22 protein-coding genes and 1 pseudogene are annotated in these 21,353 nt (G+C 70.3%); 15 read left to right on the top strand and 8 right to left on the bottom strand.

All coding sequences use genetic code 11. The features are described from left to right. Positions 1 to 67: 67 nt before the first annotated feature. Positions 68 to 334: a hypothetical protein gene (locus tag H537_RS0124970; RefSeq protein WP_029000027.1), complete on the top strand. Its 267-nt coding sequence runs from the start codon at positions 68 to 70 to the stop codon at positions 332 to 334. A gap of 4 nt (positions 335 to 338) precedes the next feature. Here H537_RS0124970 and H537_RS0124975 read toward each other — a convergent pair whose 3' ends face one another. Then, positions 339 to 1,937, bottom strand: a complete 1,599-nt coding sequence (locus H537_RS0124975; RefSeq protein WP_084150930.1) for a glycine betaine ABC transporter substrate-binding protein — start codon at positions 1,935 to 1,937, stop codon at positions 339 to 341. 14 nt (positions 1,938 to 1,951) lie between these two features. After that, entirely contained in the window at positions 1,952 to 2,146 is a 195-nt protein-coding gene (locus H537_RS0124980) for a DUF3606 domain-containing protein (RefSeq protein WP_029000029.1), read from the bottom strand. On the opposite strand from H537_RS0124980, the gene H537_RS54590 reads away from it, so the two are divergent. The 3 genes from H537_RS54590 (at position 2,145) to H537_RS0124990 (ending at position 4,877) form a co-directional block, all read left to right on the top strand. Next, positions 2,145 to 2,336: a hypothetical protein gene (locus H537_RS54590; protein WP_169517089.1), complete on the top strand. Its 192-nt coding sequence runs from the start codon at positions 2,145 to 2,147 to the stop codon at positions 2,334 to 2,336. The two genes, H537_RS0124980 and H537_RS54590, sit on opposite strands and share 2 nt — an antisense overlap. A 99-nt stretch (positions 2,337 to 2,435) precedes the next feature. Beyond that, the gene (locus tag H537_RS0124985; protein WP_238446786.1) at positions 2,436 to 3,563 is read left to right on the top strand and encodes a PEP-CTERM sorting domain-containing protein; all 1,128 of its coding nucleotides are present in this window, start codon (positions 2,436 to 2,438) and stop codon (positions 3,561 to 3,563) included. A 63-nt stretch (positions 3,564 to 3,626) separates the two neighbouring features. Next, a complete protein-coding gene (locus tag H537_RS0124990; protein ID WP_029000031.1) occupies positions 3,627 to 4,877 on the top strand; it encodes a glycoside hydrolase family 1 protein in 1,251 nt (416 codons plus the stop codon). Positions 4,878 to 4,886: 9 nt separating this feature from the next. Here H537_RS0124990 and H537_RS0124995 read toward each other — a convergent pair whose 3' ends face one another. The 3 genes from H537_RS0124995 to H537_RS0125005 all read right to left on the bottom strand — a co-directional run bounded on the left by H537_RS0124995 (position 4,887) and on the right by H537_RS0125005 (position 12,706). Then, positions 4,887 to 9,233 (bottom strand): translocation/assembly module TamB domain-containing protein, encoded by a 4,347-nt coding sequence (locus H537_RS0124995; RefSeq protein WP_029000032.1) that lies wholly within the window; start codon positions 9,231 to 9,233, stop codon positions 4,887 to 4,889. Between the two features lie 95 nt (positions 9,234 to 9,328). Further along, positions 9,329 to 11,140 (bottom strand): autotransporter assembly complex protein TamA, encoded by a 1,812-nt coding sequence (locus H537_RS0125000; protein ID WP_051243226.1) that lies wholly within the window; start codon positions 11,138 to 11,140, stop codon positions 9,329 to 9,331. Positions 11,141 to 11,581: 441 nt separating this feature from the next. Then, positions 11,582 to 12,706: a cation:proton antiporter domain-containing protein gene (locus H537_RS0125005; RefSeq protein ID WP_211235070.1), complete on the bottom strand. Its 1,125-nt coding sequence runs from the start codon at positions 12,704 to 12,706 to the stop codon at positions 11,582 to 11,584. Here H537_RS0125005 and H537_RS55890 point away from each other — a divergent pair. The 3 genes from H537_RS55890 to H537_RS55100 are packed head-to-tail and all read left to right on the top strand — an operon-like array spanning position 12,666 to position 13,619. Beyond that, positions 12,666 to 13,124: a hypothetical protein gene (locus H537_RS55890; protein ID WP_238446787.1), complete on the top strand. Its 459-nt coding sequence runs from the start codon at positions 12,666 to 12,668 to the stop codon at positions 13,122 to 13,124. The genes H537_RS0125005 and H537_RS55890 overlap by 41 nt on opposite strands. Positions 13,125 to 13,138: 14 nt before the next feature. Then, entirely contained in the window at positions 13,139 to 13,345 is a 207-nt protein-coding gene (locus tag H537_RS56875; protein ID WP_375136337.1) for a DUF1622 domain-containing protein, read from the top strand. Then, on the top strand, positions 13,335 to 13,619 hold the full coding sequence (locus tag H537_RS55100) for an HPP family protein (protein ID WP_211235072.1): 285 nt from the start codon (positions 13,335 to 13,337) through the stop codon (positions 13,617 to 13,619). Before H537_RS56875 ends, H537_RS55100 begins: the two co-directional genes overlap by 11 nt. Before the next feature lie 128 nt (positions 13,620 to 13,747). Here H537_RS55100 and H537_RS53375 read toward each other — a convergent pair whose 3' ends face one another. Further along, positions 13,748 to 14,077: a hypothetical protein gene (locus tag H537_RS53375; protein WP_156901922.1), complete on the bottom strand. Its 330-nt coding sequence runs from the start codon at positions 14,075 to 14,077 to the stop codon at positions 13,748 to 13,750. A 179-nt stretch (positions 14,078 to 14,256) separates the two neighbouring features. Here H537_RS53375 and H537_RS56575 point away from each other — a divergent pair, with 179 nt between their 5' ends. The 4 genes from H537_RS56575 (at position 14,257) to H537_RS54595 (ending at position 17,405) form a co-directional block, all read left to right on the top strand. Further along, positions 14,257 to 14,802: a hypothetical protein gene (locus H537_RS56575; protein ID WP_156901923.1), complete on the top strand. Its 546-nt coding sequence runs from the start codon at positions 14,257 to 14,259 to the stop codon at positions 14,800 to 14,802. Positions 14,803 to 15,091: 289 nt separating this feature from the next. Next, the gene (otsB, locus tag H537_RS45405) at positions 15,092 to 15,850 is read left to right on the top strand and encodes a trehalose-phosphatase (RefSeq protein ID WP_064736046.1); all 759 of its coding nucleotides are present in this window, start codon (positions 15,092 to 15,094) and stop codon (positions 15,848 to 15,850) included. Continuing rightward, positions 15,847 to 17,226 (top strand): alpha,alpha-trehalose-phosphate synthase (UDP-forming), encoded by a 1,380-nt coding sequence (locus H537_RS0125030; RefSeq protein ID WP_029000035.1) that lies wholly within the window; start codon positions 15,847 to 15,849, stop codon positions 17,224 to 17,226. The genes otsB and H537_RS0125030 overlap by 4 nt, the downstream gene beginning before the upstream one ends. Further along, entirely contained in the window at positions 17,223 to 17,405 is a 183-nt protein-coding gene (locus H537_RS54595; RefSeq protein WP_029000036.1) for a hypothetical protein, read from the top strand. The genes H537_RS0125030 and H537_RS54595 overlap by 4 nt, the downstream gene beginning before the upstream one ends. Here the strand turns inward: H537_RS54595 and H537_RS51515 are convergent. After that, a pseudogene (locus tag H537_RS51515) lies at positions 17,384 to 17,650 on the bottom strand (cytochrome ubiquinol oxidase subunit I); the annotation flags it as partial. The gene H537_RS54595 and the pseudogene H537_RS51515 overlap by 22 nt on opposite strands. Positions 17,651 to 17,818: 168 nt before the next feature. On the opposite strand from H537_RS51515, the gene H537_RS0125045 reads away from it, so the two are divergent. The 4 genes from H537_RS0125045 to H537_RS45420 all read left to right on the top strand — a co-directional run bounded on the left by H537_RS0125045 (position 17,819) and on the right by H537_RS45420 (position 20,490). Then, complete coding sequence (locus tag H537_RS0125045) at positions 17,819 to 18,364, top strand: MarR family winged helix-turn-helix transcriptional regulator (protein ID WP_238446788.1); 546 nt, start codon at positions 17,819 to 17,821, stop codon at positions 18,362 to 18,364. 249 nt (positions 18,365 to 18,613) lie between these two features. Further along, positions 18,614 to 19,099: a beta/gamma crystallin domain-containing protein gene (locus tag H537_RS49685; protein WP_169517090.1), complete on the top strand. Its 486-nt coding sequence runs from the start codon at positions 18,614 to 18,616 to the stop codon at positions 19,097 to 19,099. A gap of 459 nt (positions 19,100 to 19,558) precedes the next feature. Further along, positions 19,559 to 20,044 (top strand): beta/gamma crystallin domain-containing protein, encoded by a 486-nt coding sequence (locus tag H537_RS45415; RefSeq protein ID WP_156901924.1) that lies wholly within the window; start codon positions 19,559 to 19,561, stop codon positions 20,042 to 20,044. A 56-nt stretch (positions 20,045 to 20,100) separates the two neighbouring features. Next, entirely contained in the window at positions 20,101 to 20,490 is a 390-nt protein-coding gene (locus H537_RS45420) for a carboxypeptidase regulatory-like domain-containing protein (RefSeq protein WP_051243229.1), read from the top strand. A 71-nt stretch (positions 20,491 to 20,561) separates the two neighbouring features. Here the strand turns inward: H537_RS45420 and H537_RS0125065 are convergent, their stop codons facing one another. Further along, the gene (locus H537_RS0125065; RefSeq protein WP_156901925.1) at positions 20,562 to 21,260 is read right to left on the bottom strand and encodes a hypothetical protein; all 699 of its coding nucleotides are present in this window, start codon (positions 21,258 to 21,260) and stop codon (positions 20,562 to 20,564) included. Positions 21,261 to 21,353: the final 93 nt, after the last annotated feature.

Here is a 21,353-nt window from a genome sequence, read left to right on the forward strand (position 1 = left end):
ATGCGGCCGGAATATGTATGGAAACACAGTAATCTGCGCTGGTCGTTCCCGTTTCCTTGCTGCTGCAATGAGCACCCTGGCTGAACCCCTCCACGCGCTGGCCGAGCCTTGCCGGTCCGCTGCCGCGTCATCGCACCTCTCGGCTTTCGAAGTGCGCTGCCTGCTCAAGCGCATCGCCGACCTGCGCGAGCAGGCGCAGCTGGCCGTGCTGGGCGCCGACGCGGCGCGCGACGCCGTGCCGGCCCGAGCGCTGGAAGGCATCTGCCAGGCGCTGCACCAGGCGGAGCAGCAGATCGCCCACGCAGAGGACCTGGCGGCGCGGCAGCTGGATTGAGCGCTTATTCCGGCGCGCGCCTCAGCCTCCGCTCCACCGCCTCGAACGCTCCCTGCACCACCAGCGCCAGCAGCGCCGCGGGCACGGCGCCGGCCAGGGTCTGGGTGTGGTCGTTGAGCGCCAGGCCCGAGACGATGCGCTCGCCCAGGCCGCCCGCGCCCACGAAGGCCGCCACGGTGGCGGTGCCCACGTTGATCACCGCCGCCGTCTTGATGCCCGCCAGCATCACCGGCGCGGCCAGCGGCAGCTCCACCGCGCGCAGCACCTGCCCGCCGCGCAGGCCCAGTGCCGCGCCGGCCAGGCGCAGCCCCGGCGGTACGCCCGCCAGCCCCGCGTGGGTGTTGCGCACGATGGGCAGCAGCGCATAGACGAACAGCGCCAGCAGCGCCGGCACGAAGCCGATGCGTCCTAACAGCGCGATCAGGAAGGCCAGCAGCGCCAGCGAGGGCACCGTCTGCAGCACGCCCACCGCGCCCAGCAGCACGCCGGCCAGGCGCCGGAAGCGGTGCGCCAGCACCCCCAGCGGCACGCCCACGGCCACCGCCAGCGCCAGCGAGCCGAACACCATTGCCAGGTGCTGCGCCAGGAGCGGGCCCAGGTCCGGCGCCAGCAGCCGCTCCATGAAGCCCGGCGCGGTGCGCGCCGCAGGCGCCGAGGCCGCAGCGCCCGCGCCGCCAGCCCGAGCGTCCAGGAACTCGCGTGCCACCTCGGCGAAAGGCCGCCCGTCCAGCTCCGCCCGCGCGTTCATCGCGATCATGGCCGCCTCGTCGATGCGCCCGGCCAGCGCCGCCTGCAGCGGGGCTTCGTCCAGCGTCGCGCGCATCAGCAGCACCGCGTCGTAGCGGGGGAAGAAGCTGCGGTCGTCGCGCAGCACGCGCAGCCGCAGCCGGGCGATCTGCGCATCGGTGGTGTAGACGTCGACGAGGTCCACCTGCCCCTGCGCCAGCGCCTGGTAGGCCAGGCCGTGGTCCAGGCCGGCACCGGGTTCGGCATCGAGGCCATAGGCGCGGCGCAGCCCCGGCCAGCCGTCGGCGCGCTGCAGGAACTCGTGCGAGAGCCCCAGGCGCAGCGCGCGTTGCCGCTCGCGCGGCAGCCGCGCCAGGTCCGACAGCGAAGCGACGCCCAGCCGCGCGGCCTCGTCCTCGCGCATCGCCAGCGCGTAGGTGTTGTTGAAGCCCAGCGGCACGGCCGCCTTGAGCCCGCGCGGCGCCAGCAGCGCGTTGAGCTGCTCCAGCGTGCGCGGCGCATCGGCTCCTTCGCGCCGCAGCAGCTCGCGCGCGATGGTGCCGGTGTACTCCGGGTACACCGCGATGGCGCCGCTGGCGAGCGCCTGCTCCAGGATGCCGGTGTTGCCCAGCCCCTGCCGGTGCTGCGCGGCGATGCCGGCGCGCAGCAGGACCTGCGTGACCAGCTCGCCCAGCAGGTAGCTCTCGGTGAAGCGCTTGGAGCCGACGACCACCGGCCCGGCAGGTGCGACCGCAGCCACCGCCGGGGCCGTACTGCCGGCAGCCGAAGCCGCCGGCGCCGCCGCCAGCGTCCAAGCACAGGCGCAGCCCAGCACGAGGCCGGTCAGCGCCCGCCACAGCCCGGCGCCGAGCGGCATGGCCGGCGCCGGTTTCAGCTCGCGCCGGCGCTGCTGCCCTGGTTGAGCAGGTGCTGCTTCACGTCCTGCGCGTTGTTGCCGGCGGCCTTCACCGCTTCTTCCAGTTGCGTGACGGTGACACCGAAATAGTCGATCCAGCGGCGCATGGCCGCCTCGTCGTCCAGGTCGATGGTGTCTCCGGGCGGGTTGGGTTGGTTGTCGGTAGCCATGGACGACCGAGGCAATCGCCATGCCCCGGCCCGGCACCCTGGCATCGGCGGCATCGCCCCGTACCGGCATGGCGGACATACCCGCATGCCGGTATTTTTTGCAAAACAGGAAGCGAATATGAAGGGCGTGAAACGGCACGGTGCAGCAATATTGAATTGCCTCTTTACATTTTTGCCATTTCATCGCTGAAACAAAGGTTCCAAGAGATCCAATTCGGGGTAGTGGGCTCGCGGGATGGTGGGCATATATCTATTGAAACTAGGCTCCTGATCTTTCCGGGAGATATGCATGTCTCGGTTTTCAGTTCTTTCTGTTCTTGCGCTGGTATTGCTGCCTTGGCCCGCGGCGGTGCAGGCCGAATTGCGTTACCGCGTCGAGGGATTGGGCTTGCCGGATGGGTTGCAGGGAAGCCTTCTTTACGTCACGCCCATGGCGCTCAACAACCGCGGCGAGGTCACGGGCTTCGTCGACGGCGCCATCGAGCAGACCGGCTTCGTCTATCGCAACGGCCACATGCAACTGCTCCGTGACTCAAGACAGCGCCACGTCTTGCTCGGAGACGACATCAACGACCGCGGCCAGATCGTCGGTCAGCTGCTTCTGGACAACGAGCAGCGGGTGCCCTACGTCCTGGACAAGGGCCGCTTCAAAGACCTGGGCAGGCCGCTGGACCGTGACGAGTGGGGCGAAGCCCTGGGCATCAACGAGGCCGGACAGGTCGTGGGCCGCCTGGGCCAAAAGGGTTTCATTTATGACGGCACGCGCTCTCGCTATCTCCAGGTGCCCAACCCGGGTACCGTCTGGGCCCAGGACATCAACGACGCCGGCGTGATCGTGGGCGAAGCCTTCGTCAATGCGCCGGACGGCCCCAACGTGTGGACCTTCATATCCGAAGGATCGGGTTTCAAACTGCTGGAGCCCCCCACAGAAGATGGCTTCTCCGTCCTTGCCCTGGACGTCAACAACGCCGGCCAAATGCTGCAACTTGCAATGCGCAATGGCACCGTGCGCTCGTTCATATACGCCGACGGCAGATATACCCCCATTCCCGAGCTGGGCCAGGAGCCCTCCACGCGGCTTTTGGCCCTGAACAACCAGGGCTGGGGCGTGGGCGACTACTCGAGCCTCCACGGCAGCGCGCTGCTGTACCGCGACGGCGTCTCGTACAACCTCACCAGCCTGATTCGTCCGCTCGATGCCGCGAACTGGATCCTGCAAAGCGCCGCCGACATCAACGAGCGCGGCCAGATCGTCGGCTACGGCATCTTCCGCGGAGAGCCGGGCCTGCAAGCCTTCATTGCCACCCCCGTGCCCGAGCCCGGCGCGTGGGCGCTGATGCTGGGCGGGCTGGCGCTGATGGGCGCCGCGGCGCGGCGGCGCGCGGCGGACCGAAGCGCGCCTGTCGCAGGTGCCTGACCCGCCCCGGCGCGGGACCACCCCTTGCCGCCCACTGCCGACGCACAGCTTCGCGGAGGCGGCATGGCACAGCGCGCCGGCATCTTTCCCACCTTCTTCCTCTCCGGCTTCGAGTGCTCCACCTTCGAGTGGAAGGACCGGGGCCGCCGCAACCTCGTGGCCGAGACGCAGCACGACCGCCAGGCGGTGGCGGACTACGCCTTCCTGCGCAGCGTGGGCATCGCCGTGGCGCGCGAGGGCGTCCCGTGGCCGCTGGCGGACCGGGGCGGCGGACGCTACGACTTCTCGTGCCTGGACCCGCTCATCGACGCCATCAACCGCGCCCAGCTGCTGCCGGTGTGGGACCTGTGCCATTACGGCTACCCCGACGGTGCCGACCCCTTCGCGCCGGACTTCGCGCCGCGCTTCGCCGCCTACTGCCGCGCCGCGGCGGCCTACGTGGTGCCACGCGTGCGCGGGCCGCACTGCTTCACGCCCATCAACGAGATCACCTTCTGGAGCTTCGCCGGCGGCGAGTGGGGATGGATGGCGCCCTTCGGCCATAGCCGCGAGCAGCGCATGCGGCTGCGCGACGCGCTGTGCGCGGCGGCCATCGCCGGCGTGAAGGCGATCCGTGAGGTGGACGCCGAGGCCCGCATGCTGCACGTGGAGCCGCTGATCCACGTGGTGCCGCCTCGCGACCGCCCGGACCTGGCCGAGGCTGCGCGGCAGGAGGAGGACGAGGACGCCTGCCACGCCTGGGACGTGCTGTCCGGACGGCGCCGTCCGGAGCTGGGCGGCGCGCCGGAGCTGCTCGACATCGTGGGCTGCAACTGCTACTCCTTCGGCCAGATGGAGTACCGCGCGCAGGGCCCGCACCAGGCGCTGGAACCCGGCGACGACCGCATCCTGCCGCTGTGCAGCCTGCTGCGCACGGTGTGGGAGCGCTACCGGCTGCCGATGGTGATCTCCGAGACCAGCGGCCTGGGCAAGGGCCGCAAGGACTGGCTGTGCGACGTGATGCAGGAGTCGCTGGCCGCGGTGGACGAGGGCATCGACCTGCACGGCGTCTGCCTCTTCCCGGCGGTGGACATGCCCGACTGGCACAACGGCCAGTGGCTGCACAACGGGCTGTGCGACCTGGTCGAGCAGCCCGACGGCACCCTGCGGCGCGAGCCCTACGCGCCGGTGGTCGAGGAGCTGCACCGTTGGCAGCGGCTGCTCAACCGCGTCACGGTGCTGGACGAGGACCCGTTCAGCGACCCGGTGGAGCTGGAGGACGTGGTGCGGGCGGCGCGCCGGCTGAAGCTGCAGCCGGACGCGGACTGGCATTGAGCGGCGTGCTCAATCCCACCGCCAGGTCCACACCAGGTCCACGCCCGTCGTCTGCCCCGTCAGCAGCCGCAGGGTGAAGCGCTCGGCGATCTTGTAGATCAGGTCGAAGCCGCCGCCGGTGGCGTCCAGGCTCTGGCGGTAGCCGACGTAGAAGCGCTCCGAGAGCTGCTTGCCCACGCCCACCACCGCGTCCGACAGGCCACCCGAGGCGCCGCGCGAGAACGAGACCGCATCCAGCCCCAGGCGCTGCGCCAGGCCGGGGCCGCTGCTGCCCTTGTTGCCGGCCAGCAGCGCCAGTGCCGCGCGCTGCAGCAGCGCGGTCTGGTCGCCCGCCAGGTCCGTCGAGGCCTTGCCCAGCGTCAGCCAGGACAGCTTGTCGATGTCCGCCATTTCCGGCGTGGACACCAGCGCCACGCGCGGGTTCTGCGCCGATCCCGTGATGCCCACGCCCACCTTCACCGCCTCCAGGTCGGTGCGCAGCGCCTCGATGTCCAGCGTCGGGTTCGCCACCGGGCCGTTGAAGGTCACCAGCCCGCGCGTGACGTCGAGCTTGGCGCCGTAGGCCTCGAACACGCCCTCCACCGTGCGCACGGTGCCCGTGACCGCGATCTGGTCGCGTGGCGCCGTCACGCGCAGCTCGCCCGCCAGCAGCGTGTTGATGCCCTTGCCGCGCACGCGCAGGTTGCTGCCCAGGTCCAGGCCCAGGTCCAGGTCCATGCGCATGGGCGCCTGCGGCTGGCCTGTGCCCTTGGCCGGCTTGGGCTGCAGCGCGGGGTCGTCCACCACCACCACGTCCTCCGAGAGCGCCGGCGCCGCGCTGCGGCCCAGGTCGATCAGGCCCTGGTCCACCTTGAAGCCGCCGCGCAGCGACAGCGCGCGCTCCTGCAGCCGCGCCTGCGCCCGGCCGCTCACCTCGATGCGCCGGTCCACCCGGCCCAGTGCCTGGAAGCGGTCGGCCACCACGGCCACGTCCACGGCCGGCGCCTCGCCCAGCCGCGCGCCGCCTTCCAGCCGCACGGTGCCGTCGCCGGCGTGGGCAATGAAACGCTCGATGCGTACCTGCTCGCCCTGCAGCGCCACGCGCAGCTCGCCGTCGCGCACGCGCACGCCTTCGACGAAGTTGCCCACCGCCAGCCCGTTGCCGTCCAGGCGTCCGGCCAGCTCCGGCGCGCCCACGCGGCCCGTGACCCGGCCGCGCGCCTCCAGCGAGCCGCCCAGGCGCCAGCCCACGGGCAGCCACGGGTCCCACACGCCCAGGTCCGCCACGCGCAGCTCCAGGTTGCCCTGCAGCGGCGTGTCGGCGCCGGGCCAGGTCTGGTCCGGCGCGGTCTGGGCGCTGGCGCCGGCGGAGAGCACGCCGATCTGCTGGCCCGCCACGCCGGCCGCCGCGTTCCAGGTGTGGCCCTGCGCCTGCACCGACAGGCTCAGCGCGCTCAGGCCCATGGGCCGCCGGCTGCCGCCGGCCGCCAGGCTCAGGTCGCCGCGGCGGCGCTGCACCAGCACGTCCACCTGCAGCGCGGGCGCGGAGCGCAGCACCGCGCGGCCCTCGATTTCCAGGTCGCCCTGCCAGCCCTGCGCCGGCTGCAGCCGCGCCAGCAGCGGCGCCACCGTCAGCGGCTCCAGCGTCACGGCAGCGTCGATCAGCGCCGGCGCGCCGGCCGTACCCGCCTGCCAGCGCACCGCGCTCCACTGCACGCCCGCGCCCAGCACCCGGGCGCGGCCCGGCTGCATGGCGAAGCGCGCGGGCTGGCTGCCGTCGGCAAGGCGGAACTCCAGCCCCACGTCCGATGCCTGCAGCAGCGCGTCCGAGGCGCCGGCGCGGCGTGCGTCCAGCTTCAGCAGCCGGCCTTGCCAGCCGCGCAGCGTCGCGGGCAGCGTGCCGCTGCCGGACTGCAGCAGGCCGCCCTGTGCCTCCAGCGCGAAGCGGGTGCGGGCCCCGGCCGCGCCGGGCGGCGGGGGCTGCAGCACGTCGGTCCACTCCGGCGGCTGCGCGGCCACCTCGCCCGTCAGCGAGGCGCGGTGCGCGCGGGTGCTGCCGTCCACGCGCAGGTTCAAGCTGGGCACGCGCTGCCACTGCTCGGCGCCGGCCAGCGCCAGGTCGGCGAGCTGCACGTCCACGTCCAGCGGCGCGTCGCCCGAGGTGGCCACGCGCCAGCGCGCCTGGGCGCTGCGCAGGCGCAAGGTCGGCAGAGACAGACCCTCGGCGCTGGCCTGGCCCTGGCTGCGCAGCGCGGGCCAGCGGCCGTCCACGCTCAGGTCGGCGCGCAGCGCGCCGGCCACGCCGAGCGGACGCGCCGGCGCGCTGCCGGCCGTGGCTGTGCCGCCAGTGGGCGTTGCCTTCTTCGACGCCTGGCCCTTGCCGGCCGCCTTGGCCGGTGGGGCGGGTGCCGGCAGCAGCTCGGCCAGCGGCGCGAGGCGCTGCAGCGCCGGGGCGTCCAGCGCCGCCTGCCAATGGTCCGAGGCCGGATTGCGCGCGACGAGGCCCTCGGCGCGGGCGGCGTTGCCGGCGATGTCGGCGTCCAGCGCCACCTGCAGCCCCGTGCCGGTGCCGCGCAGCGTGGATTCCAGCTGCAGCGGCAGCTCGGCCAGCTGGCTGGGCGGCACGCTCACCTTCGCCTGGCCCTGCAGCGTGGACAGCCATGCCAGCACGTCCCCCGTGGGGCCGGCGCTGGGGAGCGTCACCGCCGCCTCGATGCGCGCCGCGAGCCGGCTTGGGCGGCGGCGCAGCGGGCTGTCCAGGGTGGCGGGCAGCCAGGGGCGCAGGTCCAGCTCGTCCACCGTGGCGCGGCTGTCCAGTTGCCAGGGCGCGCCGGTGGACGGCTGGCGCATCCGGCCCTGGGCCGTCAGCCGCGCCGCGCCCGCGCCGGCGTCCAGGCGGCGCAGCTCCACCAGCGTCGCGGCGGCCTGGGACTGCCAGCCGGCATCGAGCTGGATCTTCAGGGGTTGCGTGCCGCCGGGCGCCTCCAGCGCGCCGGACAGGTCGCCGCGCAGGTCGATGGCGCGCGCGGCGGCGGTGGCTGCCGCCGGGGCGCTGGCCGGCGTGGACGGGGCGGAGGGCGCCGAGGCGGCGGCCGGCGCGGCGGCCAGGCTGAAACCGCGGCCGGTGGCGTCCAGGCGTCCGCCCAGCGTGAGCGCCGGGGCACGCGCATCCAGCCGTGCCGGGCGCACGCCTTCCAGCGTGGTCTGCAGCGTCCAGCCGTCGCCCTCGGTGCGGCCCTGGCCCAGCAGGCGGCCGGCCGGGGCGTTGGCGCTGCCCAGCAAGGCCTGCAGGTCGTTGAGTTGCAGGCGGCCGAGGTCGTTGGGGTCCACCAGGGCGGCCAGCCGCAGCTCGCGCACCGGCACGCGGCCGGTGTCCCAGGAGCCGGGCAGGGCGTTGTCCAGGTCCAGGCGGGCCTGGAGCAGGCTCTTCTGCGGGCTGGGCTCGACGACGGCCTGGCCGTTGAGCGCGGTGCGCGGCGCCGCGGGCGCCAGCAGCGACAGGTCCAGCGCCTGCACCCGGGCCTGCAGCCGCGTCAGTGGGAACTCTGCGAAGGGTGCCAGCGTCGCGGCGCCCAGCAGCGTCTGCGCCGGCTCGGTGCGCACCTGCAGCGCCGCGTCCGCCGAGAGCTGGGCCAGCGGCCCGCGCAGTTGCAGCGCCGCACCCCAGGGCGGCAGTCCGCCGGTGGCGGGCTGCGCCAGCGTCAGGTCGGCCTGCACCGGCATGGGGGCGTCGGCGCCGAGCTGCAGCCGGCCCTTGATCTGCAGCGGGCCGCGCGAGAGCGAGAGGCCGTCGATGCGGTGCTGGCGCCCGCCCGATTCGCCCACGTGCAGCGCGGCCTGCAGCTCGCGCAGCGGCTCGCCGGCCAGCGCCGCGGCGTGGAACTCGCCGATGCGCAGCGCGCCGACCTCCAGCGCCACCGGCAGCCGCATCTGCTGCGGCGGGGGCGACTTGGGCGGCGGCGGCTCCTCGGGGGCGGGCAGCGTGAGGAAGGCCTGGCGGGCGGAGAGCGTGTCGAAGGCGACCTGCGCGTATTGGCCGGCCAGGCGGAAGCGGCCCACGCGCAGGTTGGTCCAGCTCACGTCCACCAGCCGGATCTCCCCGCCGCGCCCCCAGCGCGCCGTGACGCCCTCGGCGCCGAAGTCGCCCAGCAGCGAACCGCGCGGGTTCGTCACCGTCACGCCCGGCAGCTTCCCCAGCGCCCAGGCCGTGCCGCGCTCGGTGCGCAGGCTCCACCACAGCGCGGACGCCACGGCCAGGACCAGCAGGAGCAGCAGGACGGCAAGCGCCAGCAGCGCGCGGCGCAGGCGGTGCGGGCGCCGGGGCGGCGGGGGAGGCGGCGCGGCGTCGGGCGCGGCGGAGGGATTGAAAGCGGCCATGGATCAGGAGTCGGAAAAGGAAATGCGGGCGAGGGGACGTGGTGCCGGGGCTTCGGTCTGCAACGCCACCGCCGTTGCTGGAGCCCCCACGGTCTTCAGAACGTCACCCCCGCCGTCACGTGCAGCCTGAAACGCGCGTCGTCCACGCCGTAGGCCAGGTCCACCCGCAGCGGCCCGACCGGGCTGCGGTAGTGCAGGCCCACGCCCACGCCCACGGCCGGGTTCAGCTCGGAGAAGCGGTCCGCGGCGTTGCCCGCGTCGATGAAGGCGGCGCCCCACAGCGCCGGCAGCTTGCGCGAGATCGGGTGCGCCACCTCGGCGCTGGCCGTGAACAGCGAGCGCCCGCTGGTGACCACGCCGTTGACCACCGGGCCCAGGCCGCGGTAGGCGTAGCCGCGCACCGACTCCTCGCCGCCGGCGCGGAACAGCAGCGGGTCCGGCACGCCGACGCCGGTGCGCGCGAACACCTGCCCCAGGTCCACCCGCAGCCGCGCGTTCCAGCCGTCGCCGAAGGGGCGGAAGGCCAGCAGCCGCGTGTACAGGCGCCCGAAGGGGCCGCTGTCAGCCTGGTTGGCGCGGGCGTAGCCCAGGGCGGTCTGCAGGATCACGGCCTGGCCGCGCGTGGGCAGCAGCCGGCTGTCCACGTTGCGCCAGGTCCAGTCGGCATTGCCGGTGAGCGACTGCGCCTCGCTGCGGCCCAGCGGCGAGTCCACGCGCGCGTGCTGCGCTTCCACGTAGTAGGTGCGCTCCAGCCGGTTGCGGTCCTGCGTGCGGCCCGCGCGCAGCCGCGCGGAGAAGCGGTCCTCGTCCAGGCTCTTGAGCGTCTCCACGTTGCCCGCCACCAGGTTGTGCCAAAGCCGGGGCTGGGCGTAGGAGCGCACGTCGAACTCCCAGAGCTTGCGCTGGCTGCCCAGCGCGAAGTTGTTGCGCGCGGTCCAGTCCAGGCCGAAGGGGCGGCGATGGAAATGCTCCAGCGAGAAGCGCGGGCCGGTGTCGCTGCTGTAGCCCACGCCCAGCGTGGCGTTCTGCAGCCGCTGCTCGCGCACGCGCACCGTCACGGGCGTGGCCGCGGCCAGCGCCGGGTCGGTGTCGATGCTGACCGCCGCGCCCTCGTACAGGCCGCTCAGGCGCAGCCGGTCCTGGTACTCCAGCAGCTTCTGCTCGCTGTAGGGCTCGCCCGGCGCGAAGTCGGCCAGGTTGCGCACGGCCATCTCGCCGTAGCGCTGCACGCCCTCGATGCGCAGCCCGCCCAGGTGGAACAGCGGCCCGCTGTCGGCCTGGGCCGTGAGCGAGGCGCGCTGCTCGGCGCTGACCACGCGGGCCTGCGTGTCGGTCCAGGCGGCGGCCGGGTAGCCGTTGGCCTGGAGCTGGACCAGCGCGGCGTTCTTGGCGCCGGTCCAGTCGTCCTGGCGGAAGGGCTCGCCGGGGGGCAGCGCCCAGCGCTCGTGCACGCGCTCGCGCAGCTTGACGGCCGCAGGCTCGCCTGCCTCAGCGCGCCGGCGCAGCTCGCCGTGGATGCCCAGGTCCACCGACTCGATCTGCGTGCGTGGCCCGGGCTCCACGCGCACCACCACGCGCGGCAGCTTCCCATCGGCAGCTGGCGGCTCCAGGCTGGCCTGCACCTGTGCGTTGAAATAGCCCTCGGTGCGCAGCAGTGTGCGCGCCTGCTCGGGTGCCTGCGCCACCAGCCGCGCCAGCTCCTCATCGGTCAGACCCTGTTCGACAGGCACAGTGCGAAAGCGCGCCAGGTCGAGGTTGTCGGCCACGAGGTCGCGCAGCGCGCGCGGCGCCTCAACCACGATCTCGTAGCGCGGCGGCCCCTCGGCCGGCGTCTCACCGCGGGCCGCGGCCACCTCCTCGTCCGACTTCGGCTTGAACGCAGAGCAAGCGCCAAGCAGCAGGGGCAAGGCCAGGGCGAGGGCGAGGGCAAGTGCAAATCGATGGCGTCGGCACATAAGACGCGGAAACGGCAAAGCCGTAGGTTCGAAAGGCAATCCCTGTACCGGCGACGCGGGGCCACGCCCCAGGCGCGAGGAGGGGAGGCCAACCATAAAAGGAGCCCGGGGTCACGGCATCCGGGCGGTGCGCCTGCCCGTCCGGCAGGGCGGCCGCCGGGTTCTCTCAGACCCATCGATGCACGGCGCACACACGCTGATGAGCACGAGGAAGGCCAGCACGCCCCACTACACGTGCCGCGCCCAGGCTTGCAGCTCGCCCTCGGTCCTCATCACCAGCCAAGTCGAGTCCTTTAAATGGTTGGCCAGGTTTCGCGCTTCCAGCGCTTGATAGCCCTCGGATTTCGCTGGTAGGCCCGCTGCAGGGGCTGATCGGCCACGCAAGGATCGGCGTCAAGCCGAAGACCGTTGCCGTTCGCGCCGCTCCAGCCATCGCGCCATCGGCACGTCGGTGGTGGAATGCAGCACGATCGACGCGGTGACGACGAGCGCGGCAATGTGAAACAGACGTTCGGCCTCCGGCACGCCCGCGTGCAGCATCATGACGGCGTAGACCAGCGAGGCAAAGCCCTTGGGGCCGAACCACGCGACCGATGCCCGGTGTGCCAGATTCAGCTCGCTGTGCAGCAGCGCTGGCAGCAGTCCCAGCGGGCGGGCCAGCAGCAGCGCCAGCGCCGCAAAGACGTAGTCCATGATAGGCAACGACGCCATCGCCTCGTGCGACAGCAGCGCACCGAAAACCAGCAGCGTGCCCAGCTTCAGGATCTCGCTGAGGCGCTTGCCCAGATCCTGGAAGGCGTCGCGCAACTCCGGGTCGAACGAGGCGAACGCCACCCCGGCGAAGAACGCGGCCAGGAATTCGTTGGCCCCCACCGCCCTGGCCAGCGCAATGCCGATCAGGCCCACGGCGAGCGCGTAGAGCGGACGCGTGTCGCGGGAAAGGTGAAGGCCGCGCGGGCGCAGCCACCGCGCAAGCCAGGGCAAGGCCAAGCCAATCAGCCCGCCGCTGGCGACCTCCAACAGCAGCCGGACCGGCTGCAGCGGCTCCGGTGTCTGCATCTGGATCAGCAGTATCACGATGGGCAGGGCCAGCCCGTCGTTGACACCGCTCTCCACATTGAGCAGCCGGCGCAGCGGCTTCGGGACGCCCTCCTGCTCCACCAGCGCCGACGCGAAGACGGGGTCGGTGGGTGTGAGCACCGCACCCAGCAGGAGGGCATCCAGCCATCCCAACCCGGCCACGAAGTGAGCCAGCACCGCCAGCGCCAGCAGCGTCAGGGGGAGCCCGAGCAGCAGTGCGCGCCCGGGCAGGTGCCAGGCCTCGCGCAGCTCGCGCAGCTCGCGCACGCCGATGCGCATGCCGTCGGTGAACAGCACCGCCAGCAGCGCGTGCGTGGCCAGTTGCTGGACCTCGCCGCGCGACGGCGGCCAGCCCTGGACGCCGAACACGGGCTGCGCCAGCACGTAGCCCACCGCGATGAACAGCACCGACACCGACAGCACCGTGCGCGCGGCCAAGCATGAAACCAGCACGGCGGTGAGCAGGGCCAGGGAGAAGATGAGCAGCGGCGTCATCGGTACGCACGTCGCAGTGGTGCCGCTGCTGGAGCACACGCCGTACCGAGATTGGCCCGTACAGCCCAAAGGAAAAGGCACGCAGGGTGCTCCTGCCCGTCCAGTGCTTGCCGACAGGCCTTGTGCGCAGGCACTCGTGTTCACCACCCACCGTGAAGTCGAGGGAATGTCCGTGAGCTATGCCGATGTCGAAGGAGTCGTCCAAAGATCCGCGGAGTGGCTGCGCCTGCTGGTGGAGACGCTGGGCGCGCTGGTGATTGCCGTGGGCATCGGGGTGGCCGTGTTCGGGCTCTTTCGCCACGCACTGATGTCGGCGGCACGAGTTTCACGCCCATCCGCCTCTCCTTCGCGCGCTTCCTGACACTGGCGCCGAAGCTGCAGCTGGCGGCCGACATCCAGTCCACCTCGGCGGCGCCGACCTGGGAGCGCATCGGCAAGCTCGCGGCCATCGCCGTCATCCGCACCGCGCTCAACTACTTCCTGAGCCGCGAGATGAAGGACGATCAGGCTGCCGAGGAGCCCGCACTGCACGGGCGTGCCACGGTGCCCGATGCGCCGGAAAGGTTGTCCCATGGCCGTTGAGCGCTCGCCGCGGCGCGGCGGGCTGCGCGGCGAGCTGCTGCTGGCGCTGCTGCCCAGGGCCACGGTGCTGTTGGTGCTGGCCTTCGTGGAGGTGCTGGCGCGGCAGCGGCTGCTGTTCGCGTCGCTGGCTTCCAGCGCCTTCCTGATCTACCTCGACCCACAGCACGAGATGAACCGCGTGCGCACGCTGGTGCTGTCGCAGCTTGCGGCGCCGGGCAGCGGCTGGCTGTGCCATGCGGTGCTGGGGGCGGGCTACCTCTCGGCTAGGCTGTAGATGCTGGTGGTGAGCAGGGGCATAGTGGCCTTCAGGCTCATGCAGCCGCCCGCAGTGTCCACTGCGCTGAGCTTCGGCCTGCAGTCCGCGGGAAAGCAGAGCCTGGCCTGGTGCTGTTCATCACCGCGCTAGCCATCATGGCGGTGCTCGTCGCGCTGCAGCAATCCGTGTTGCGCCTGGCGCGGCGGCTGCGCTGAGGCGTGTACCTCGGCCGCCGACGCCGGCACGCGGACCGGGTTGGCGCCCGGGGCGCCGCGCGAGCAATGTAGGGCGGTGAAAGCAGCTCGTTCAGCGAATGGCTGGTCCAGTTCGACACCAGGCCGGCGCCCAGCGTGGCTGGCCATCACGCTCAGCACCATGGCGTGACCGCTCACCATTTTCAAGATGGTGATGAAGGCCGTCATCGGCACGCGCATCACCGCGGTCAGGAACGCAGTCATGCCCAGCGCGAGCAGCAACGACGCGCCGGCCCGTGGGCCTCACAGCAGCGCGATGTCGTGCCCGATGCCCGTGCCGATGGCCAGCGACGGGAGAGAGCCCCCGCCGGTCGGCGTGCTGATCGGCACCATGGCCTGCTCCGACCACAGCCCGCCCCAGACTTGCGGCGGAAACGCGTATCACGCTGAAGTAGGCGGCAATGTCGAACGCCGCCACGCCCACGATTTTCGCGTTGCATGAAAGAGTGGCAGCATGTGCAGAAAATATTGCACAAATGTATATGGTGGTGCCAGCCGACGACTGGGATTGCAACCCTCGCAACTGCATCCAGCTGCTAACGAAAAATCGACGGATCGGGTCCGGTCGCTCGCTGCGGCAGACGACTTTCGGCTGCGGGCAGCTGTCAATCGAGCTCACGAGCCGACGCGACTTCGCAGGTAATCGAGCGCGAGACCTGCTGACGATCCATTGGCACTTGCATGGTCAATTCGACGTTGGCCACTGTGACCGCGAGCCGCTCGCGCCGGCGTCAATTCCGTCGTACCACTGGCCAGGCGAACTCGCGCCCGATCATCGCGCGCGCAAACAAATAGTTGGCCTTTGCGGGCTCGTTCAGCGCATCAACGTCTACCCGGCCATCGGCGTCGCACGGGAAGGCCAGCGCGTAGCCATCACGAAAAAGAGACGGGAAGCGCAATTCGAACTGTCGCTCATGCACAGGCAATGGCATACAAACTTTCGATGACTCCTGCCTTGCTTGGTGCATCGCGTGTGCCTGCCTTGCCGAAGATGAAGCGCTGGCACCTGCCCGTGCGTGGCTGCTTGCAACCGGTACAACGGCAACACGCGGTCCCCCGATTCCGGGTCAGTGCGTCGCACGGGACGTGTGGCTTGGTCGATGTCCTCGGACAGTGCCGCGCAATCGGCAACGGGCGACCGGACCGCCAGCAATACCCGTCGCATCAGCTGGAAATAAATTTGTACCAATGTAATATAAGGTGATGAATAGGTACCCGCAGGGAGTCTTGCCCAGCATGGAAGCCCGTCCGGGCAGGCCGGAGACCGGTTGTGCGTCGTTCTTCGATTTCGACGGCATTCTGGTTGAGCTTGCACCTACATCGCTGGGAGCAGTGGTGGATCCGGGGCTACCGCCGGTGCTGCTGTGGCTGGCGAAGCAGCGCGACGGGGCGGTGGCCATCATGAGCGGTCGTGCGCTGGCCGATATCGACGTCCTGCTCAAGCCGCCCGGGCTTTGTGCCGCGGGCGTGCATGGCGCCGAGTGGCGCGTTCTGGACGCCCCTGCGCGCCGTGGCCCGGGGCTGGCACTGGAGGCGGCCGCCGGACCATTGCGGCAGCTTTGCGCCCGGTTCCCGGGGCTGCATCCGGAGCGAAAGCCCGGCGCCATCGCGTTGCGCTATCGACAGGCGCCGGAACTTGAAGCGCAGTGTCTGCAGGCGGTGAGCGAGGCGTTGGCATGTACGCAGGGCATGGCCTTGCAGCGCGGCAGGATGGTCGTGGAACTCAAGCCGCGTGGCGCCAGCAAGGCGGCCGCGGTGCGACGCTTTCTGGAGCAGCGCCCGCTCCAGCATCGGCGTCCGTGGTTCTTCGGGGACGACGTCACGGACGAGAGCGCGTTCGAGGCGGTGCTGGCTGCCGGTGGCGTGACGGTGAAGGTCGGCCCGGGCGAGACGCTGGCGGAGTATCGGCTGCCCGTACCGCGGGAGTTCGGATTCTGGCTGACACGGGCCGTGCAACACCTGAAGGCCGCTTGCGGCGCCGGGAAGGCGCCATGAGCCGCTTGGTCGTCGTTTCCAACCGCGTGGCCGACCCGCGCCGCGTGGCCGCCGGCGGGCTGGCAGTCGCGCTAGGTGATGTGCTGGCAGCCTCGGGCGGGCTGTGGTTCGGGGCCGATGCCGAGGTCGCCGAGGACGGCTGCTCGGCAGCTAGCCAGCTGCGCACGCAGCAGGCAGGGCGCGTGACGCTGGCCACCGTCGTGCTGGGTCGCACCGACCACGACCGGTACTACCGCGGCTACGCCAACGGGGTGCTGTGGCCGGTGTTCCACTACCGGCTGGACCTCGCGCAGTTCGACGCCGCCCACCTAGAGGGCTACCGGCGCGTGAACCGCCTGTTCGCGCAGCAGCTGCGCCCCTTGCTGCACCCCGACGACGTCGTGTGGGTACACGACTACCACCTCATCCCGCTGGCCGCGGATCTGCGCGCGCTGGGCTGCCACCAGCGCATCGGCTTCTTCTTGCACATCCCGCTGCCACCACCGCTGATCCTGGCGGCGTTGCCTGCGCACGACTGGCTCATTCGCTCGCTTTTCGCCTATGACCTGGTCGGGCTGCAAAGCCAGGCCGATCTCAGCCACCTGCGCCGCTATCTCGCGGTTGAGGCGCGCGCGGACCTGCTCTCGGACAACCTGTTCGGCGCCTTCAACCGCGTGCTGCGCGCCGACGCATTTCCCATCGGCATCGACGTGGCGGAGTTCGAGGCGATGACACAGGCCGCGCCGGCACAGAAGACGCTGGCCATGCTGCGTGAGCAGTACGCACAGCGCAGGCTGCTCGTGGGCGTGGACCGGCTCGACTATTCCAAGGGGCTGCCGCAGCGCCTGCGTGCCATGCAAGCGCTGCTGGAGCGCCATCCTGAAGCGCGCCACAGCGCGACGCTGATCCAAGTTGCCGCGCCCTCGCGCGAGGGAGTCGACGCCTACGGCGACATCCGCCGCGAGCTCGAAGGGCTGGCCGGGGCCATCAACGGCGACTTCGGCGACCTGGACTGGATGCCCGTGCGCTACCTGCACCGCACCATGGCGCGCAACCGCGTGCCGGGCCTGTACCGCGCCAGCCGCGTGGCGCTGGTGACGCCTCTGCGCGACGGCATGAACCTCGTGGCCAAGGAGTTCATCGCGGCGCAGGACCCGGCCGACCCGGGCGTGCTGGTGCTCTCGCGCTTTGCCGGCGCAGCTGAGCAACTCACCGATGCACTGCTGGTCAACCCCTATGACACCGAGGCCACGGCCGAGGCGATACGGGGCGCGCTGCAGATGCCGCTGCAAGAGCGCCAGGTGCGCCACAAGCGGCTGCTGGCCGAGATCCGGTGCCACGATGTGCACTGGTGGCGCCGAACCTTCCTCGACACCTTGACGGAGACCAGGGCATGACCCAAGAACTGCTGGCGCAGGACGCGCTGCTGTGGGGGCTGCTGGGCGGCGCGGTGCTGGTGGGCCTGCGCGTACTGCTGATCATCGCCGCGAGCCTGGTGCTCATCCGCGTGCTGCAGGGTGCCATCCGCCGCCTGCGCACCCGCTTCGCCAGCCGGTTGGCCGCGGCATCGGAGTAGCGCGACCAGTTGGTGTCGAACTGAAAGTGCATCACGATGCCCGAGACCACGCCCATGCCGGAGAAGACGGCGAAGATCTTGATCCAGAAGGCCGACAGGCGGCGAAAGACATCGCGCTCGGTCAGCTACCACAGCAGCTTCAGCGTGGCGACGTAGCTGGCCAGCCCGACGGTGAACGCCGGCAGCAGGACGTGCCAAGCCACGACCCAGGCGAACTGCAGGCGAGACAGCAGCAAGGCATCCATGGGCACGTCCCCCTTTGACGGCGACGCACCAACGGGCAGCTCCCGTGTCGCCGGACGCGATCGCCACGGGTGCTGGCATTGCCGCCGTCACCGCGCCGGGTCACGGCACAGCTCGGGGAGGCCCAAGTTCGATGCGGCGCAGCACACAGCATCCCGTTTCCCGGAAAAATGCCGGACAGCCTCTCTCCAATGACGTCTTGCTTCATGTCCACAGCACGCGGTCCGAAATCCTCTCCAGCGCAGCCATCCAGACACGAACAGCTGGCCGGGGAAGTCCTGCGCCAGTTCCGCCAGGTGTTCAACGCCGTCAAGACGCATTTCCAGCAGGTGGAGAAGAAGGTTGGCCTGGGTGGGGCGCAGGTGTGGGCGCTCAGCGTGATCCGCGACCATCCCGGCATCCGGGTCACGGAGCTGGCTCAAGCCATGGACATCCACCAGTCCACCGCCAGCAACCTCGTCAAGGGCCTCATCGAACGGGAGCTGATCGTGTCGTTCAAGGATGGACCAGACAAGCGAGTGGTCCGCCTCAAGCTCAAGCCGGCCGGCACCAGGGCGCTGAAAGCTGTACCCGGCCCTTTCGAGGGGGTGCTGCCCAGCGCGCTGCATGCCATGGAAGCCGCCACGCTCAAGCGGCTTCATACGGATCTGCAAGCACTGCTCACTGAGCTGCGTGCCGACGAGGAAGCGGCACACGTGCCCCTGGCCGACATGTGACCTTGTACGCAGTACAGGCAAAAGTTTCAGAACATTTGTCCGAAATAAGTTTTGCCGGATTTCGGTGCGGGTTGGGACTGGGCGGTTTCTCCACACGCGTGTTGATGAGCGCCTGGATTTGTACGAATGCTTGTTTCCCTGTCAGGTTCGTGGAATGGGTGTTGCCGCCATCCCATCGACGCTGGCTCTGCGGGCGAATCGAAAGCCCGGACAGTCGGTCACCGGTGCACTACCGTGAAGGAGATGGGCATGTTCACGAGGAATGTCGTCCTGGCAGCCGGGCTCTTCCTGTCGCTGGGCTGCACTGTGTCTGCCCAGGGCGACCTTGAAGTCAACAAGCCCTACCGGGTCGGCGAGGCCGTCGCGCCAGCGCCTTACGCCACCGACCCGCGGCTCGACGGCATCCTGGTATTGATGCCGGCCGCGCAAGGCAACAGCGACGGCTTGGGCAACGGCTGCTGGGTCAGGTTCTACGACGGCAAGAACTTCCGTGGCCAGATGCTGACGCTGGTGGGGCCGGTCGACCTGCCCAGGATGGACGTTGCCAAGCCCGCGTGGCGCGAGTGGGACAGCGCCATCGTGGGTCCGAAAGCCAAGGTCGCCACCTACGACAAGGAAAACTACCGGGACCGGACCGCAACGCTGAGCGCGGGACAGCGCATCCCCAGCCTCGACGATGCCCAGCTGGGCTGGTTCGAGGACATCGAGTCCGTCCGGGTGAGCTGCTCAGGGTAAGGCCGTCGCGGGAAGCGACTGCATGACCAGCGCCCGTCGGCGTCCAGGCTGCCGGCGGGCGCAGGGACGCCATAGACGCGCCACCTTCTTCATCGCCGGCCATGGAAGCGGCGCTCCGGCGCCATGCCAAGGCCTGTGTTTCACTCCCTACGTGCCTGTTGTCGGCATCGCGCTCACGACGCATGCGCCTCGTGCCCTCAGGTGCTCGATGGCGACGGAACTTCCAAAACACAATTTGTACAAATGATATGAGCCGACTCCCGGCTCGGACAGTCAACGCACAGGGCATGTCCCTCGTTGAGCAGTCAAGTGGTGCGGTGTCATGCAACTTTCATTTGTACAAACCATTCTTCATGGTCTCACTCCGGTACGGCGTTGCCGGTCCCGGGAGGGGCAGATCGTGTCAATGGGGAAGCAGGGCATCGCGCCGACTTGCAAACCGTTGAAAAGGAGTCAGACATGGCATTCAAGAAAGTTGCAGCCGCTACGGCAGTTTCATTGGTGCTCAGCGGCGCCGTGATGGCCGAGGGCACCGCCGACAACAAGAAGCCTGATCGGTCCGCACAGGCGACGGCGCAAGCGGACAAGAGCGCCATGCCCAAGGTGGACGCCGTGCTGGTGCTGATGCCCGCGGCACAGGGCAGCAGCGAGAGCCTGGGCAACGGCTGCTGGGTCAGGTTCTACGACGGAGAGAACTACCGCGGTGCCTCGCTCACCCTCGTGGGCCCCATCGACATGGCCAAGATGGACGTGCCCGGACCAGCATGGCGCGAATGGGATAGCGCGGTGGTGGGGCCGAAGGCGCGTGTCGTCACCTATGACAACGAGAACTACAAGGACCGCACGGCGACGCTGTCGGCGGGGCAGCATTATCCCAAGCTTGACGATTCCAAGCTGGGTTGGTTCGAGGAGGTGCACTCGGCTAGGGTGAGCTGCACGGGGTGACGATCATGGCAACGGCAATTCACAAGTGTTTTTTCGAATCGGAAAGGAAACGAGCCATGAAGATCGGCATGACGGCCATCGTGATCGGCGCGGCCCTGTTCATGGGTTCGGGCGCTGCGCTCGCGGCGTCGCAGCAAGCAGGCCCTGAAGTGATTGTTGGCGGGGCGGGCGCCGCATCGCAGCAGGCGATGCGTCAGGCTGCGTCGCAATATGGCCTCGGCATGACCTTCGCCACCCGCAACGGCGATTACGTCGCCGACGTGGATGTGGTCATCCGTGACCAGAAGGGTCATCAGGTGGTTTCGACCGTGAGCGAAGGGCCAATGATGTTGGTGGACCTGCCCGGCGGACGCTATCAGGTGGAAGCCACGTACCAAGGGCAGGAGCAGCAGCGGCAGGTGACGGTGCCGGAATCCGGCCACCGGCAACTCGTGATGCACTGGTAAGGCTGTAGCGCGAAGGCGCTGCCAGAGCGCCTTCGTGAGCCCCGGGCCTTGGATGGCCCGGGAGCCGGCAGTCAGCGGGACGTGCTGCCGCTGCCCGAGCCGGCTTGCTGCCCCGGAAGCGGACCCGTCGGGCGGGTGTTGCCGGGGCGGATCTCGACGGCGGTGGACTGCACATAGGTCATGCGCACCTGGTCGTTCTTGTTGATCTGCTCCAGTGCCTTCGGATTGGCCCGGATGTCGATGGCCTCCCCGCCCGTACCGCGCAACGTGATGATGCCGCGCTGGCGGTCGATGTCGAAGACGTTGGCCACGAGCGTGGTTCGCTCTGTCGCGCCGATGGCGGGCCTCGCCGCACCTTGAGGCGCCTGCGTGCCGGACGAAGCTTCCACCATGGAGCGGATGCCGGGACCGTCCTGACCAGTGTGCTTGACCAGTGTCACCGCCTCGGCTTCGGTATAGCGGATCGTGACCAAGTCACCGCGCTTGAGGCGGTCGAAGTTATGCACATCGGCGCTGGCGGCCATGGTGATGAGTCGGCCGTCTTCCGTGCGCGCGGTGAGCATGCGCTGCTGCGGCTGAATGTCGGTGATGGTCCCCACGACGACGTTGGTGTTGACCCAGACCACCGGACCGCGGTATTCGGTCTGCGCGTGCGGCATGCCGCCTGGCGAAGCGCCGGAGCGTCGCGGCGCCTGGGACTGTTGAGCCCATGAAGCCACGGAAACCGCCAGCAGGGTTGCCGTGGCCAGTGTCGAGAGGTGGTGTCTCATGTGCGGAGCTCCTTGTGAAACACGGGACGGCGCCCGCAGCACTTGCTGTGCCGGTTTTTGGGCGCAGTCTCCTTGACGTTTGAATGCCGCCGC

The sequence above is a fragment of the Azohydromonas australica DSM 1124 genome (genome assembly GCF_000430725.1).
GTDB classification, from domain to species: domain Bacteria; phylum Pseudomonadota; class Gammaproteobacteria; order Burkholderiales; family Burkholderiaceae_C; genus Azohydromonas; species Azohydromonas australica.